This is a genomic window from Saccharothrix sp. DSM 118769 (assembly GCF_052936295.1).
Genome location: NZ_CP193627.1, coordinates 4,777,535 through 4,793,196, shown reverse-complemented (window position 1 = coordinate 4,793,196; position 15,662 = coordinate 4,777,535). Strand labels below are relative to the sequence as shown.

Annotated in this window: 15 protein-coding genes; 12 read left to right on the top strand and 3 right to left on the bottom strand. The window is 75.8% G+C overall.

The window, feature by feature from the left end; translation table 11 throughout:
• Positions 1-15 precede the first annotated feature (15 nt).
• Positions 16-1,470 carry an MFS transporter gene (locus ACRAKJ_RS20805; protein ID WP_438922510.1) on the bottom strand — a complete coding sequence of 485 codons (1,455 nt, stop codon included), beginning with the start codon at positions 1,468-1,470 and terminating at the stop codon, positions 16-18.
• Between the two features lie 115 nt (positions 1,471-1,585).
• On the opposite strand from ACRAKJ_RS20805, the gene ACRAKJ_RS20800 reads away from it, so the two are divergent.
• On the top strand, positions 1,586-2,554 hold the full coding sequence (locus ACRAKJ_RS20800) for an RNA polymerase subunit sigma-70 (protein ID WP_438922509.1): 969 nt from the start codon (positions 1,586-1,588) through the stop codon (positions 2,552-2,554).
• 24 nt (positions 2,555-2,578) lie between these two features.
• Here ACRAKJ_RS20800 and ACRAKJ_RS20795 read toward each other — a convergent pair whose 3' ends face one another.
• The gene (locus tag ACRAKJ_RS20795; RefSeq protein ID WP_438922508.1) at positions 2,579-3,961 is read right to left on the bottom strand and encodes an FAD-binding protein; all 1,383 of its coding nucleotides are present in this window, start codon (positions 3,959-3,961) and stop codon (positions 2,579-2,581) included.
• 134 nt (positions 3,962-4,095) lie between these two features.
• On the opposite strand from ACRAKJ_RS20795, the gene ACRAKJ_RS20790 reads away from it, so the two are divergent.
• From ACRAKJ_RS20790 to ACRAKJ_RS20775, 4 genes are all read left to right on the top strand, one after another.
• Positions 4,096-4,545 (top strand): GNAT family N-acetyltransferase, encoded by a 450-nt coding sequence (locus tag ACRAKJ_RS20790; protein WP_438922507.1) that lies wholly within the window; start codon positions 4,096-4,098, stop codon positions 4,543-4,545.
• A gap of 107 nt (positions 4,546-4,652) precedes the next feature.
• Positions 4,653-5,093: a MarR family transcriptional regulator gene (locus tag ACRAKJ_RS20785; RefSeq protein ID WP_438922506.1), complete on the top strand. Its 441-nt coding sequence runs from the start codon at positions 4,653-4,655 to the stop codon at positions 5,091-5,093.
• A 168-nt stretch (positions 5,094-5,261) separates the two neighbouring features.
• On the top strand, positions 5,262-5,609 hold the full coding sequence (locus ACRAKJ_RS20780) for a YciI family protein (protein WP_438922505.1): 348 nt from the start codon (positions 5,262-5,264) through the stop codon (positions 5,607-5,609).
• Between the two features lie 2 nt (positions 5,610-5,611).
• The gene (locus ACRAKJ_RS20775) at positions 5,612-6,859 is read left to right on the top strand and encodes a sigma-70 family RNA polymerase sigma factor (RefSeq protein WP_438922504.1); all 1,248 of its coding nucleotides are present in this window, start codon (positions 5,612-5,614) and stop codon (positions 6,857-6,859) included.
• Here the strand turns inward: ACRAKJ_RS20775 and ACRAKJ_RS20770 are convergent.
• A complete protein-coding gene (locus ACRAKJ_RS20770; RefSeq protein WP_438922503.1) occupies positions 6,816-7,862 on the bottom strand; it encodes a beta-eliminating lyase-related protein in 1,047 nt (348 codons plus the stop codon). The two genes, ACRAKJ_RS20775 and ACRAKJ_RS20770, sit on opposite strands and share 44 nt — an antisense overlap.
• Positions 7,863-7,954: 92 nt before the next feature.
• Between ACRAKJ_RS20770 and ACRAKJ_RS20765 the strand changes: the two genes are divergently transcribed.
• The 7 genes from ACRAKJ_RS20765 to ACRAKJ_RS20735 all read left to right on the top strand — a co-directional run bounded on the left by ACRAKJ_RS20765 (position 7,955) and on the right by ACRAKJ_RS20735 (position 15,528).
• Positions 7,955-8,503, top strand: a complete 549-nt coding sequence (locus tag ACRAKJ_RS20765; RefSeq protein WP_438922502.1) for a hypothetical protein — start codon at positions 7,955-7,957, stop codon at positions 8,501-8,503.
• Positions 8,487-9,062, top strand: coding sequence for a pyridoxamine 5'-phosphate oxidase family protein (locus ACRAKJ_RS20760; protein ID WP_438922501.1), 576 nt, complete (start codon positions 8,487-8,489; stop codon positions 9,060-9,062). The genes ACRAKJ_RS20765 and ACRAKJ_RS20760 overlap by 17 nt, the downstream gene beginning before the upstream one ends.
• Before the next feature lie 91 nt (positions 9,063-9,153).
• Positions 9,154-9,657 carry an NADAR domain-containing protein gene (locus ACRAKJ_RS20755; RefSeq protein WP_438922500.1) on the top strand — a complete coding sequence of 168 codons (504 nt, stop codon included), beginning with the start codon at positions 9,154-9,156 and terminating at the stop codon, positions 9,655-9,657.
• Between the two features lie 155 nt (positions 9,658-9,812).
• A complete protein-coding gene (locus tag ACRAKJ_RS20750) occupies positions 9,813-11,126 on the top strand; it encodes a hypothetical protein (RefSeq protein ID WP_438922499.1) in 1,314 nt (437 codons plus the stop codon).
• Positions 11,123-12,079 (top strand): glutamate ABC transporter substrate-binding protein, encoded by a 957-nt coding sequence (locus ACRAKJ_RS20745; RefSeq protein WP_438922498.1) that lies wholly within the window; start codon positions 11,123-11,125, stop codon positions 12,077-12,079. Before ACRAKJ_RS20750 ends, ACRAKJ_RS20745 begins: the two co-directional genes overlap by 4 nt.
• A gap of 273 nt (positions 12,080-12,352) precedes the next feature.
• Positions 12,353-14,533, top strand: a complete 2,181-nt coding sequence (locus ACRAKJ_RS20740) for a tetratricopeptide repeat protein (protein WP_438922497.1) — start codon at positions 12,353-12,355, stop codon at positions 14,531-14,533.
• Positions 14,533-15,528 (top strand): protein phosphatase 2C domain-containing protein, encoded by a 996-nt coding sequence (locus tag ACRAKJ_RS20735; protein ID WP_438922496.1) that lies wholly within the window; start codon positions 14,533-14,535, stop codon positions 15,526-15,528. The genes ACRAKJ_RS20740 and ACRAKJ_RS20735 overlap by 1 nt, the downstream gene beginning before the upstream one ends.
• Positions 15,529-15,662 lie beyond the last annotated feature (134 nt).

Here is a 15,662-nt window from a genome sequence, read left to right as displayed (position 1 = left end):
TGGTGTCGGCGCGGGTCAGCGGACCTCGACCGACTCGCTCGCGCCGCGCTTGGCCGGCAGGACGAGGGCGACGACCACGCCGGTGGCGGCGAAGGCCGCGCAGGCCCGGAAGGCGGCCGAGAAGCCGTCGGTGAGCCCCTGCGCGTCGCTGCCGGTCGTGAACGACACGGCGACCGTCGAGACGACGGCGGTGCCCAGCGCGCCGCCGATCCAGAACGCCGCGTTGTTGATGCCCGACGCCAGGCCCGCCTCCTCGTCGGGGACGCCGGCGAGCGCCGCGACGGTGACCGCGACGAAGCTCGTGCCGACCGCGGCGCCGAACGCCAGCAGGCCCCAGAACAGGTCGCCGAAGTAGCTGCCGTCCGCCGACACCCGCGTCATCAGCAGCGAGCCCAGGCCGAACAGCAGCATGCCCACCAGCGCGACGGGCCGGTAGCCGAACCTGCTGACCAGCGCCCCGGCGCCGTTGGCCGACAGGACGTCCGTCAGCGCGTAGGCCAGGGTGCCGAGGCCGAAGATCACCGGGGTGAGGAGCAGGACCTGCTGGCCGTAGAGCGAGACGACGACGTTGAAGCCGAGCAGCAGCATGCCGACCAGGATCATCATCAGGTTGCCGCCGGTCAGCGCGCTGGAGCGGAAGATGTGCGGTGGCACCAGTGGCGAGGGCGAGCGCTTCTCGATGAACACGAACGCCGCGGCCAGCACGACGGAGACCGCGATCAGGGTGATGGTGCGCGCGCTGCCCCAGCCGACCGCGGGCGCCTCGACCACGGCGAAGATGAGCAGCACCACCGCCGCGGTGCTGGTGATCGCGCCGCCGATGTCGAACTTGCCGCCGCCGACGGGGGCGGTGCTCTCGCGCAGCAGGCGCGGGGTCAGCGCGAGCATGACGAGCGCGACCGGCACGTTGATGAAGAAGATCCACTCCCAGCCGAGCACGTCGGTGAGCACGCCGCCGACGAGCAGCGCCGCCGTGGCGCCGAACGCGCCGGTGCCGGTCCAGACGGCCAGCGCGCGGTTGCGCTCGGGCCCCTCGTCGAACGTGGTCGTCAGCAGGGCCAGCGCGGTGGGCGACATGACGGCCGCGGACACGCCCTGGAGCACGCGGGCGGTGATCAGCACCTCGCCGGACCAGGCGAGGCCGCACAGCAGCGAGGACACCAGGAACAGGACGACGCCGGCGGTGAACAGCTTGCGGTGGCCGAGCACGTCGGCGACCCGGCCGCCCAGCAGCAGCAGGCCGCCGAAGCTGAGCAGGTAGCCGCTGAGCACCCACTGGAGGCCGGTCACGGTGAAGCCGAGGTCCGTCTGGACGGACGGCAGCGCGAGGATGACGATCTGGCCGTCGAGGGCCACCATGAAGAAGGCGGTGCAGAGCAGTCCGAGCGCCTTCCAGCGGCGCGGGTCGGGCCTGGTGGGGTCGGTGTCGCCCGCCCCGTTCGCGGGGAGGTCGTGTCGTGACTGGGTCATGCCGGTGTTGACCGGACCCCCTCCGGGAATTCATCGGCGCGGTCGCGATGACTTCGCGCCCCGTCGCCGGTCTCCACCTGTGCACGGTCCGACCGGTCGAGGAGAAGAACACCGGATGAGCGACACGAACACGGTGGTGGCCCGCGGCGACTTCGCCCGGCTCACCGACCCGTTCCGGCGGGAACTGCTGGCGCACTGCTCGCGCATGCTGGGGTCGTCGCAGGACGCCGAGGACCTGGTGCAGGAGACGTACCTGCGGGCGTGGCGCTCCTGCACGGAGTTCGAGGGCCGCTCCTCGCTGCGCAGCTGGCTGTACCGCATCGCCACCAACGCGTGCCTGACCGCGATCGAGACGCGGGGCCGCCGTCCGCTCCCGACCGGGCTGGGCGGGCCGGGGCGGGTCGCGGCGGCCCAGGACCGGGACACCGGCTGGTTGGAGCCGGTCGCGCGGCTGCTGTTCGGCACCGAGCCCGCCGACCCGGCGGCCGTGGTCGAGACCCGCGCCGCCGTGCGCCTGGCGCTGGCCACCGCGTGGCGCCACCTGCCGCCGAGGCAGCGGGCCGTGCTGATTCTGCGCGAGGTGCTGCACTGGCGGGCCGCCGAGGTGGCGCAGCTGCTGGGCACCACGAGCGCGGCGGTCAACAGCATGCTCCAGCGGGCCAGGGCGCAGCTCTCGGAGCTGACCACGTCGGCGGACGACGTGCCGGAACCCGACGACCCGTGCCGGCGGGACCTCCTCGACCGGTACGTGTCGGCGTTCGAGAACGCCGACCTGACGACCCTGACGCACCTGCTCACCGACGACGCGGTGTGCGAGCTGCCGCCGGACCCGGCGCCGCTGGTCGGCCGCGAGGCGATCACGCGGTTCATGTCCACCGGGTGCCCGGCGTTCGGCACCTGCTCGATGGAGCGGGTGACCTACCGGGGGATGCCCGCGTTCGCGACGTACCTGCGCGCCGGGGACGGTGCCGAGCACGCGTACTCGGTGGAGGCGTTGACGGTCACCGGGGCAGGCATCGCCCGGATCACCTCCCACCAGGACCCGGCCCTGTTCGACGAGCTGGGCCTCCCGCGCGTCCGGTGACCGCCCTCGGCGTCGGCGCGGGGGTCAGGCCAGGCCCTGCGGGAAGGCCAGCACGCGGTCGGGGTCGTAGCGGCGGGCCGTGCGGCGCAGGCGCGGCAGGTTGCGGCCGTAGTAGGCGGTGCGCCACTCGGGCATGTCGGGATCGATGTAGTTGACGTAGCCGGTGCCGTGGCCGAGGCCGTCGCGCAGGTCGGCGAGGACGGCGCGGGCCTCGGGCACGGTGACGCCGTCGACGGTGACGTACGCCTGCGCACTGGCGATCGCGCCGCGGTGCGGGAACGGGGTCGCGTCGGGCCGCACGCGGGCGACGGCGCCACCGAAGGAGTCGAACTGGGCGCGGCCCGAGCGCCTGCCGTGCAGCAGGGCGACGACGCGCGCCGGGTCGACGGGGCGGTGCAGCATGCGGGAGGAGGCGACGAACGCCTCGCCGCCGGTGGGGGTGCACGCGGGCAGGCAGCCGGCGAAGTGGAGCATCGCCGAGAGGTAGTCGAGGGGCAGCACGGTGAGGCTGCTGGGCCGCACCTTCGCGGTGAGCCGGTCCAGCAGCGGCGCGAGGGTGTCCGGGGTGCCGGCCCAGGCGCCGCCGCAGCTGAACGTGGGCGGGGTGCCCGACTGCACGTTGCACGCCGTCCACAGGTCCTCGGGGGTGTCGACCATCCACTCCTGCCACGCGCCGAACGCGTCGGTGGTGGCCTCGGCCGGGAACTTCAGGTCGAACGCGACGAGGTCGTGCGCGGGCGCGGTGTCGAAGGTGAAGGAGGTGACGACGCCGAAGTTGCCGCCACCGCCGCCGCGCAGCGCCCAGAACAGGTCGGGTTCGGCCTGCTCGTCGGCGCGGCGGAGCGTGCCGTCGGGGGTGACGACCCGCGCGCCGAGCAGGTGGTCGCAGGTCAGGCCGTGCTTGCGGGCCACGACGCTGATGCCGCCGCCCAGGGCGAGGCCGCCGATGCCCACGGTCGGGCAGGACCCGGCGGGCAGCAGCCGCCCGGCGCGGCCCAGCTCCCGGTACAGGTCGATCATGCGGGTGCCCGCCCCGACGCGCAGCGTGCCGCCCTCGTCGACGCGGATGGCGGACAGCGCGCCGAGGTCGACGACGAGGCCGCCTTCGGGGGTGGAGTAGCCGCCGTAGCTGTGCCCGCCGCTGCGCGCGGCCACGGGCACCCGGTGGCGGGCGGCGAACTCCAGGCAGCGGGCGACGTCGGGCTCGTCGGCGCACAGCGCGACCGCGGCGGGCCTGCGGTGCGCGTAGACGGTGTTGAACGGCCGGCGCGCCCGGTCGTAGTCGTCGTCGCCGGGCAGCACCAGCCGGCCGGTGAGCGCCCGGCGCAGCCGGTGCCAGTCGTGGTCCCACGCCCCCAGCGCCGCGAGCCCGGTGGCCTGCATGAACGTTCTTCTGCCGAATTCCACGCCCCCACCCCCGAACCCATGGTCGCGCCGTCGTCAAGGGGCCTGATCGGGCGAACGGCGCAATCGTGGTTGAAGGGTTCGGCCAGTGGTTACCTTCGGCTCACTCCCCCAGTCCCCCGGAAGGCGGTGGCCGCATGATCGTCCCCCTCGACATGACCGACGACGCGACGGTGGAGGCGGTGCACCGGCTCGCCAAGCAGTCCTACGCGGTGGAGGCCGAGCTGATCGGGTCGGCCGCGATCCCGGCGCTGGTCGAGACGGTGGAGGAGGTGCGGGCGCTGCCGCTGCGGTGGCTCGGCGGGTTCGTCGACAACGAGCTGGTGGCGTTCGTGGGTTTCTCCAGGGTCGACGACGTGCTGGACATCGACCGGCTGTGCGTGGCGCCGAGCCACTTCCGGCTGGGGTTCGCGCGGCGGCTGGTGGAGCAGGTGCTGGCCGAGGGCGGTCCGGCGATCGTGTCGACGGGTGCGGACAACGCGCCCGCCATCGCGCTGTACGAGGGCCTGGGGTTCCGGGTGGTGGACACGGTGGTGGTCGAGGGCGGGCTGCGGGTCGCGCAGTTCGGGCACCCCGGCATCGCCTGACGCCTCGGGGTACCGCCTGACGCCGCCTGACGCCCCGGTACCGCCTGCCTCGTCGGCCACCGTCGGTCACCGTTGGCGCGGCCAACGAGCCGGTAGACTGCCCGGCCATGGAGAGCAGGGGTGCGCCCGACCGGTTGCGCGGCGCGCCGAGCTGGTTGCTGACCCAGACCGCGACGCTGGCCTCGCGGCTGGTCGGCGACGGGCTCGGCGCGGTCGGCGCGCGCCGCTACCACTACTCGCTGCTGGCCGCGCTGGAGCAGTTCGGGCCGGCCAGCCAGGCGGACCTGGGGCGGCGCGGCGGGCTGGACCGCAGCGACGTGGTGGCCACCGTGAACGAGCTGGCGGGCAAGGGTTTCGTGGTGCGCGCGCCCGACCCGCAGGACGGGCGGCGCAACACCGTCAGCCTCACCCCCGCCGGGGCGGCGCACCTGCGGGAGCTGGACGGGGTGCTGACGGGGGCGCAGGACGCGCTGCTCGCGCCGCTGTCGGCGGCGGAGCGGGCCGAGCTGGTGCGCGTGCTCGGCGTCGTGCTGGAGCACCACCGCTGAGCACCACCGCCGAGCACCACTGCCGCTGAGCACCACCGCCGCCGAACACCGCTGAGCACCGCCGCCGGACCCGCCGGGATTTTCTCGCGGGTTTTCCGCGCCGGGTGTCGATCCGGGCGGGGTCCGTTCGTGTAGTGGGCGGGAACCGACCCCTTCGAGGAGGACGACATGGCGAAGTACCTGCTCAGCGTGGTGCAGCCGACCGGCGGCGTGCCCGGGCCCGAGGTGCTCGACCGGATCATGACCGACGTCGACGCCGTGAACGACGCCATGCAGCGGGCGGGGGTGTGGGTGTTCGGCGCGGGGCTGCACTCCCCCGACACCGCCACCACGCTGCGCCCCACCGGCAGCGGCGACGTGCTGGTCACCGACGGGCCGTACGTGGAGACCAAGGAGCACCTGGGCGGGTTCACGGTGGTGGAGGTGGCGGACCTGGACGCGGCGCTGGGGTGGGGCCGCCGGTTGAGCCTGGCCACCACGCTGCCGATCGAGGTCCGGCCGTTCCAGGAGGGCTAGTGGTGCCGGTCGACGGGGCCGGGTCCGCGGTCGAGCGGGTGTTCCGGGCCGAGCACGGCCGGGCGGTGGCGGTCCTGGCCCGCGTCTTCGGCGACCTCGACGTCGCCGAGGAGGCGGTCCAGGACGCGTTCGCCGAGGCGGTGCGTCGCTGGCCGGAGCACGGCGTGCCGCCCAGCCCGGCCGGCTGGATCATCACCACGGCCCGCAACCGGGCGGTGGACCGGCTGCGCCGGGAGTCCTCGCGCGCGGACCGGCACGCCCGGGCCGCGCTGCTGCGCGAGCGCGACGAGCGGGATGCGTCGGAGGAGGTGGGGGCGGTGGCCGACGACCGGCTGCGGTTGATCTTCACGTGCTGCCACCCGGCGCTCGCCCCGGCGTCGCGGGTGGCGTTGACGCTGCGGCTGCTGGGCGGGCTGTCCACGGCGGCGATCGCGCGGGCGTTCCTGGTGCCGGAGGCGACCATGGCGCAGCGGCTGGTGCGGGCGAAGGCCAAGATCCGCGACGCCCGCATCCCCTACCGGGTGCCGGGGGAAGCGGAGCTGCCCGACCGGCTGGGCGCGGTGCTGGCGGTGGTGTACCTGGTGTTCAACGAGGGCTACTCGGCCGCCTCGGGCGAGGTGCTGGTGCGCGACGAACTGTGCGCGGAGGCGGTGCGGCTGGGCCGGGTGCTGGCGGAGCTGATGCCCGACGAGCCCGAGGTGCTCGGGCTGCTCGCGCTGATGCTGCTGCTGCACGCCCGCCGCGCGGCGCGCACGGGCCCGGACGGCGGCCTGGTGCGGCTGGCCGGGCAGGACCGGTCGCGGTGGGACGGGGCGCTGCTCGACGAGGGCCGCGCGCTGGTGCGCCGGTGCCTGCGGCGCGGCCGGCCGGGCCCGTACCAGGTGCAGGCGGCGATCAACGCGGTGCACAGCGACCCGCCCCCGACGGACTGGGCGCAGGTGGTGGCGCTCTACGACCACCTGATGGTGCTGACGCCGTCGCCGGTGGTGGCGCTGAACCGGGCGGTGGCGGTGGCGGAGGCGGCCGGGCCGGGGGCGGCGTTGGCGCTGGTGGACGGGCTGCCGCTGGCCGGCTACCACCTGTTCCACGCGGTGCGCGCGGACCTGCTGCGCCGCCTGGGCCGGCCGGGGGCGGCGGCGGACGCCTACCGGCTGGCGCTGGGGCTGGCCGGCAACGACGCCGAGCGCGACCTGCTGCGCCGGGGGCTCAGCGCAGTCGCCGGACCAGCTCCGCGACCTCCCGGGGCGTGAACTCCAGCGTCACCACGCCGACGGTCAGCTCGATGCTGCACCGGGACGGGTCGGCCGCGGCCCGGGGGTGGGCGGGCATCTCGACGCCGGTCTCGGCCAGGACGCGTTCGGCGGCGGCGACGACGGCCTCCTTCGACGCGGGCAGGTGGACGTGGAACATCGGGGTCTGCGGCACCTCGGGGTGGGTGCGGGCGTAGCCGTCGGCGTTGATCGCGGCGGCGACGGCGCGGGCGTGGTCGCGGAACTCGGCCATCCTCGGCAGCATCTCGTCGAGGCCGATCAGGGCGGCGGCGGTCAGCGGCCACGCGTCGGGCACGGCCCCGCCGAGCCGACTGCGCCACACCGACGCGGTGTCGACGGTCTCCCGGTCGCCGGCCAGGACCGCGCCGCGCACGCCCTCCAGTCCCTTGTAGAGGGAGACGTAGACGGTGTCGAACAGGGCGGCGATCTCGGCGTGCGGGCGTTCGTAGTAGGTCTGGGCCTCCCACAGGCGCGCGCCGTCGAGGTGGGCGGCGGCGCCGCGGTCGCGCGCCCACCCGGTCTGCGCGACCAGGTCGTCCCACTCGGGCAGCACGCCGCCGATCTCGCGCTGCGGCAGCTCCAGCAGCAGCGCGGCGACCGGTTCGCGGACCTCGGCGAGGTCGGCGGTGGCGAGCAGCCGCTGCGGGTCGCCCACGGCCTTGTGCCGCAGCCCGTGCACGGCGTTGTAGCCGCTCTCCTCCCACAGGGCGAGGTGGCACCGGGGGTGGGCGGCGAACGTGCGCCGGTTGGTGCGGTCGGCGTGCACGCGCAGCGCGGTCTGCTGGGCCATGGTGCCGGTGGGGAAGAACAGGGCGGCGGGTTTGCCGAGCAGGTCGGCGACGCGGCGCTCCAGCTCCCCGGTCACCGCGTCCGGGTCGGTGCCCGGCGGCAGCCGGTCGAGCAGGGCGCGGAGCACGGTGTGCGGGTCGCGGCGCAGCCAGCGGGAGTGGACGACCAGGGAGCGTCGGATCTCGGGTGCCATGACCGGAGTCTGACCTTGTTGCACACAATGTGCAATAAATTCCGGTCGGGTGACGGATTCGGGCCCGGTCGACCGGCCCGGAGCATGGGGTCATGGACCTGGACCGGGAAGACGCCGCGGCAGTCGTGCTGCACCACGACCGAGTTCCGTTCGACCCGCGCCCCGCGGGGCTGCTCGACGTGCGGTGGCTGGAGGACGAGGAGGGGCGCGTCACCACCCTGTCGCAGTGGTCGGCGCCCGTCGAGCCGCCCGGCGCGGTGGCCTACCGCCGCTACCGCTCCGCGGGCCTGGGCGCGGAGCGGGAGGCGGGGTGCGTGGTGCTGGTGGAGATCGCGTTCGACCGGCCCGGCGTCGCCGAGCCGTGGGTGGACCTGGTGCTGGAGGCGCTGGCCGGGGACGACCCGGTGCCCGGCGGCGTGTCGGCGCGCTTCCACGTGAGCCTGGACGGCACGCGGGTGCTCAACTACGCCGAGTGGGTCACCGCCGCGCACCACCGCGACGCGATGGCGCGCGGCGACGGCTCGGTGGGGGTGGGCGAACCGTGGCGGCGTGTGCGGTCGTTCACCGGTCTCACGGGGAGCGAAGTCCGTCGTCATCGCGTGCTGTCCCGGCGATACTCGCCCCATGGGAAAGACCTATGACCGCATCGAAGGACGTCTCCGGGAGTTCATCGAGGCGCAGCCCGTGTTCTTCACGGCCTCCGCCCCGCTGGCCGCCGACGGGCACGTGAACGTCTCGCCCAAGGGCCGCGCCGGCACGTGGCGGGTGCTCGACGAGCACCGCGTGGCGTACCTCGACTTCGGCGGCAGCCACGCCGAGACCATCTCCCACCTGCGCGAGAACGGCCGGATCACACTCATGTGGTGCGCGTTCGACGGTCCGCCGAACATCGTGCGGGTGCACGGCACGGGCGAGCCGGTGTTCCGCGACGACCCGCGCTTCGCCGAGCTGGTGGCGGGGTTCGGCGAGGCGGACGGCCCGGCGCTGCGCGCGGTCGTGGTGGTGACGGCGAAGCTGATCAGCGACACGTGCGGCTTCGCGGTGCCGCTGATGGACTACCGGGGCGAGCGGACGCTGCACGCGGAGTACTTCGGCCGCAAGTCCGACGAGGAGTTCGCAGCCTACTGCGAGGGCAAGGCCCACAACGTGGCCAGCATCGACGGCCTGCCCGCGCTGCCCCTGCCGCTGCCGCCGCGCTAGCCCCGGGGCGGACCCCGGTGGCGGGCGGCGGATGGCGGATGGCGGATAAGGGCGCGCCGGGGACGCCGGTGCTGTGGCAGTGTTCGCGCCCGTGGCTGACTACCTGTTCTTCTGGGGACACCGGACGCGGCCGGGCGCGCCGGTCGGCAAGCAGTGCCTGAGCCAGTGGTACGAGGCGCCGTTCACCGAGGACGGCCGCACGTACCCGACCGCCGAGCACTACATGATGGTCGGCAAGGCGCTGCTGTTCGGTGACGAGCACGTCGCGCAGCGGGTGCTGCGGGCCCGCACGCCCGCCGAGGCGAAGGCGCTGGGCCGGCAGGTCCGGGACTTCGACGACGAGCGGTGGGTCGAGCACCGGCTCGACGTCGTCGTGCGCGCGAACCTGGGCAAGTTCGGGGCGCACGACGACCTGCGGGCGTTCCTGCTGGCGACCGGCGACCGGGTGCTGGTGGAGGCCAGCCCGGTGGACCGGGTGTGGGGCATCGGGCTGGCCGAGGACGACGAGCGCGCCGCCGACCCGACGGCGTGGCGCGGCCTGAACCTGCTCGGCGAGGCGCTGATGACCGTGCGGGAACGGCTGCGCGCCGGCTGACCGGCCGGGGCGCGTCCCGGGGGTGGGGCGGGGCCGGGCCGGTCAGCCGGGGTGGGCGCGGGTCGGGGTGGGTCGATCGCGTCCCGCCCCGACCGGCCGCGATCTACCCTGTCAGGGCGGCGGGTGGCGCCGATCACTCCGGGAAGGGGGCGGTCGTGCTGGTCGAGGTACCGCGTCCCCGGGGTGGGGCGAACCGGGGCGGCCTGAACCGGGACGTGCTGCGCCGGCTGACCGGTCTGGCGCGCAGCACGCCGGGCCGGTTGACGCTGCTGGCGCTGCTGCTGATCGTGCTGAGCCTGCTGGTGGGCGCGGTGACGGCGCTGTCGGTGCAGCGGCGCTCGGCGGCGCTGGAGGCGTTGGCCGACCGCAGCGAGCCCCTCGCGTTCGCCGCGCAGGAGGTCTACCGGGCGATGGCGGACGCGGACGCGACGGCGGCCAGCGCGTTCCTCTCGGGCGGGGTGGAGTCGGCGGCGCTGCGCGGCCGCTACGAGGACGACGTGGCGAAGGCGGCGGCCGCGCTGTCCGCCGCGACCAGCGAGAACGCCCGGTCCCCGCAGGTGGGCGGGGCGCTGGCGACGCTGTCCGGGCAGCTGCCGGTCTACACGGGACTGGTGGAGACCGCCCGCACGCACAACCGGCAGGGCAACCCGGTCGGCGCGGCCTACCTGCGGGAGGCGTCCACGCTGATGCGCACGCGGCTGCTGCCGGCGGCGCGGGAGCTGTACCGGGTGGAGAACGCGAACGTGGTGCGCGACCTGGACGGCGCGGGCTCGCTGCCGTGGGGTGAGCTGCTGCTGGGCGCGTCGGCGCTGACGGCGCTGGTGCTCGCGCAGCGCTTCCTGACCCGCCGGACGAACCGGCTGCTCAACCCCGGTCTGGTGGTGGCGACCGCGTTGACGGCGATCTCGCTGCTGTGGGTGCTGGCGGCGAGCCTGCTGGTGGTGTCGCACGTCTCGACCAGCAAGGACGCGGCGACCCTGGTGGACGTGCTGGCGCGGGCCCGGATCGCGACGCTGACCGCGCGCGGCGACGAGACGTTGACGCTGGTGGCGCGCGGCGGCGGCGCGGTGTACGAGGACGCCTACGCCGAGGCCGACCGGACGCTGACCGACCTGCTGGCCAGGGCGCACCGGCTGGAGCCGTCGGGACAGGTGGCGGAGGCCGTCGAGCACCACGACCGGTGGCGGGAGGCGCACCGGCTGGTGCGCGAGGCCGACGGGCGCGGCGACCACACGGCGGCGGTGGCGGTGGCGCTGGGGCAGGACGCGGCGGGCGCGGCGACCGCGTTCGACGAGCTGGACGCGGACCTGCGCGACGCGATCGGCGCGCGGCGCGCGGAGCTGACGCTGGCCATCGGCACGGCGCGCGGCGCGCTGCGCGGGGCGGTGACCGCGGTGGCGGCGCTCGCGCTGCTGGCGGCGGTGGCCTCCACGTGGGGGTTGTGGCAGCGGTTGAAGGAGTACCGGTGAGGCGGCGGCGGGCGGTCGCGGCCCTGCCGGCGGCGCTGCTGGTGGCCCTGCTGCTGGCGGCGTGCGCGCCGGTGCCCAGCGCCGCGCCGCCCATCGGCGGCGCGTCGGCGGAGGTGCCCACGCCGGCGGGGGCGGTGGAGCTGACCGCGCCGCCCGGACCGGCGGCGGTGGCGCCCGGGTCGTGCGACCCGACGGCGAGCCTGCGCCCGGCGACCCCGGCCGGGGGCCCCACCCTGGACCGCGTCCGGGCGCACGGGCGGCTCGTGGCGGGCGTGGACCAGAACACCTACCTGATGGGGTTCCGCAACCCGGCGACCGGCGAGCTGGAGGGCTTCGACGTGGACATGGCCCGCGAGGTGGCGCGGGCGGTGCTGGGCGACCCGGCGGCGATCCAGTTCAAGGTCCTCACCTCCGACGAGCGCATCCCGGCCCTGGAGCGCGGCGAGGTGGACGTGGTGGTGCGCACGATGACGGCGACCTGCGAGCGGTGGCGCCGGGTCGACTTCTCCACCGTCTACCACCAGGCCGGGCAGCGGGTGCTGGTGCCGGTGGGCTCGGCGGCGACGGGCATCGGGTCGCTGCGCGGGGAGCGGGTGTGCGCCACGAAGGGCTCCAGCTCGCTGGTGGAGGTGGCGCGGGCGGGCGCGGTGGCGGTGTCGGTGCCGGACTGGACGGACTGCCTGGTGATGCTCCAGCAGGGCCAGGTGGCGGCCATCTCCACCGACGACACGATCCTGGCCGGGTTCGCCGCGCAGGACCCCTACACGAAGGTGGTGGGGCCGCAGTTCACGGCCGAGCCGTACGGCATGGCGTTCCCGAAGGGCGCGGAGGACCTGGTGCGCTTCACCAACGGGGTGCTGGAGCGGCTGCGCGCGGACGGCACGTGGGCGGCGATCCACGCCCGCTGGCTGGGTCCGCCGCCCGCCCCGCCGGCCGCGGTCTACCGGGACTGACGTGCGCGCCGGGGACTTCGCCGTGCCGTGCGGCCCGTTCGGGGGCACGGTGGCGGTGGCGCGCCGCCGGCGCGCGGTGCCGGCGAGGACGGGGGTCCGATGAGGGCGTGTTCGCGGTCGGGGTGCGGCGGGGCGGTCGAGGACGACGGGTTCTGCGAGGCGTGCGGGCTGGAGGCGCCGCCGGCGGTAACCCCGGCCCCAGCCCCGGCCCCGACCTCGGCGACGGCGACGGCGCGGTCGGTGGCGACGGCTCCGGCCGGAACGGTCCCGGCGGTGTCGGTCCAGGTGGCGACGGGCGCGGTCACCGGGCCGGCGACCGGCCGGGACAGCGGTCCGGGCACGGCGCCGTGGGCGGGTGTCACGGCTCCGTCGGGGGCGCGCACGCGGCGCTCCTCGGCCGGGTCCTCGGGGCGCGGCCGGTTGGGCGCGGGGCTGGTGGAGGTGCCGCGGGTGCCCTACCGGGATCCGAAGACGGCGGTGCTGACCGACCCCGAGGTGCCCGAGGCCAAGCGGTTCTGCTCGGCGTGCGGCAAGGGCGTGGGCCGGGGCCGCGACGGCCGGCCGGGCCGGGTGGAGGGGTTCTGCGCGCACTGCGGGCACCGCTACTCGTTCACCCCGAAGCTCGCGCCCGGCGAGGTGCTGCACGACCAGTACGAGGTGCTGGGCTGCCTGGCGCACGGCGGGTTGGGCTGGATCTACCTGGCCGCCGACCACGCGGTGAGCGACCGGTGGGTGGTGCTCAAGGGCCTGCTGGACTCCGGTGACGCCGACGCGGCGGCCGCGGCGACCGCCGAGCGGCGGTTCCTCGCCGAGGTGGAGCACCCCACCATCGTCAAGATCCACAACTTCGTGCGGCACGCCGACCGGGCGTGCGGGGAGCTGGTCGACTACATCGTGATGGAGTACGTCGGCGGCACCTCCGTCAAGGACATGATCAAGAATCTGCGTGCGGGCGGCACCGGCCAGGAGGCGCTGCCCGTGCCGCAGGCCATCGCCTACGCCCTGGAGGTGCTGCCCGCCCTGGGCTACCTGCACGGCGTGGGTCTGCTGTACTGCGACTTCAAACCCGACAACGTGATCCAGACCGAGGAGCAGTTGAAGCTGATCGACCTGGGGGCGGTGCGCCGCGTCGACGACCGCCACTCCCCCCTCTACGGCACCATCGGCTACCAGGCCCCCGAGATCGGCTCGGTGGGGCCCTCGGTGGCCTCCGACCTCTACACGGTGGGTCGCGCGCTGGCGGTGATGAGTTTCCCGTTCGACTTCCGGGGCGCGTTCACGCGGTCGCTGCCGGGGCCGGAGGAGCAGCCGCTGCTGCGCCGCCACGACTCGTTGCACCGGTTCCTGCTGCGGGCGACGCACCGCGACCCCGAGCAGCGGTTCGGCTCGGCCGAGGAGATGGCCGAGCAGCTGACCGGCGTGCTGCGGGAGGTGCTGGCGCAGCAGGACGGCGTGCCGCGGCCGGGCCTGTCGCGGCAGTTCACGCCGGAGCGGCGGGCGTTCGGCGTGGAGGGGCCGGTGGTGGCGCGGGCGGCGGCCTCGGGGTTGCCGGTGCCGCAGGTGGACACCTCCGACGAGGCGGCGGGGTTCCTGGCCACGGCGGCGTCGGGCGACCCGGGCCAGCTGGTGACGTCGCTGCGGGCGGCGCCGGTGCAGACGGTGGAGGTGCGGCTGCAGGTGGTGCGGGCGCTGCTGGAGGCCGACCGGGTCGACGGGGCGGTGGCCGAGCTGGACGAGCTGGTGGCGGTGGCGGCGCTGGACCCGCGGGCGCCGTGCGCGCCGGCCGAGGACGACTGGCGGCCCGGCTGGTACCGGGGGGTGGCGGCGTTGCTGCGGGAGCGGTTCGACGAGGCCCGTGCGGCGTTCGCGCGGGTGCGCGACCTGCTGCCGGGGGAGGCGGCGCCCAAGCTGGCGACCGCGGTGTGCGCGGAGCTGGGCGGCGACGCGGAGGCGGCGCGGGCCGGCTACGAGGTGGTGTGGCGCACCGACCGGGCCCACGTGTCGGCGGCGTTCGGCCTGGCGCGGGTGCTGCTCGCGGGCGGCGACCGGGAGGGGGCGGTGCGGGTGCTGCACTCGGTGCCGGAGACGTCGAGCCACCACGTGTCGGCGCAGGTCGCCGCGGTGCGGGCGCAGGCGGGCGGTGGGGGGCTGCCGGACCTGCTGGCGGCCGGGACGAGGCTGTCGGGGTTGGGGTTGGACGTGGCGAGGCGGGCCGGGTTGACGGCGGAGCTGCTGCGCGCGGCGCTGGGATCGCTGCCGGGGCCGCAGTCGGGGGCCTCCCCCGGTGGCGGGGTGCCCGCGCAGCGGCTGCTGGGCTGCGAGCTGACCGCGACGGGCCTGCGGCTGGGCCTGGAACGCTGCTACCGGCAGCTCGCGCGGCTGGCCGACACCCCGGAGGAGCGCATCGCGCTCGTCGACCGCGCGAACGCGGTCCGGCCCAGGACGCTGCTCTGATGGCCGGCGAGGTGTGCCCCGAGTGCTCGTCGCCGGTGTCGCCCAAGGACCGGTTCTGCGAGGCGTGCGGCCGCAACCTGCGGGTGCAGCGCACCCCCGTGGGCGGGCCGGGCTCGCAGTGGCCGCCGCTGTGCGCGTGCGGCGGCGCGGAGTTCGACGAGGACGGCTTCTGCGACCAGTGCGGGCGGGCGCGGCCCTCGGCGCGCGACCGGGTGGAGTTCGTGCTGCCCGCCGTGGCGGGGGTCAGCGACCGGGGCAGGCGGCGGCAGCGCAACGAGGACTCGATGGCGTTCGGCCGGGTGCGCGGGCGCGGGGTCGCGGTGGTGGTGTGCGACGGGGTGGCGTCGTCCGAACGCGCCGAGCAGGCGTCGCAGCTGGCCGTGGACACGGCGGCGGACGTGCTGCTGACCGGGTTGCAGTCGGGCACGGTGCAGGCGGCGTCCGACGCGGAGCGGGCCACCGCGGAGGCGGTGGTGGCGGCCAACGCCGCGGTGGGCGGGCTGGCCCGGCCGGAGGCGGCGGAGGTGGCCCCGTCCTGCACGTTCGTCTCCGCGGTGGTCACCGACGGGTCCGTGACGGTGGGCTGGGTCGGCGACAGCCGCGCCTACCTGGTCGCCGAGGGCGGCGCGGCGCGGCTGACCACGGACGACACGTGGGCGGCGCAGCTGGTCGCCGAGGGGGTGCTGACCGAGGAGGAGGCGCTGACCGACCGCCGCGCGCACGTGCTGTCGCGGTGGCTGGGCGCGGACTCGGGGGTGACCGGGCCGCGGACGGTGACGTTCGCGGCGCGGACACCGGGGCTGCTGGTGCTGTGCAGCGACGGGCTGTGGAACTACGTGCCGGAACCGGAGGACCTGCTGGCGGCGCTGCCGCCGGAGGCGATCTCGCGGCGGCTGCCGCCGGTGGAGGTGGCGCGGGAGCTGGTGGAGGTGGCGTTGCGCGCCGGCGGGCACGACAACATCACCGTGGTCGTCGTCCAGCTGCGCGGCGCCTGACCGCCGCCTGACCGCCGCCGCGCCCGGGGCGTCGCCCCGGCGGCCCCGACTAGCCCGAACGGCCGGGGCCGGACGGCCCTGATCCCGGGTTTTCCGCCGGAACAGCGGCCGGCGAGTCGATCACCCGCCTACGG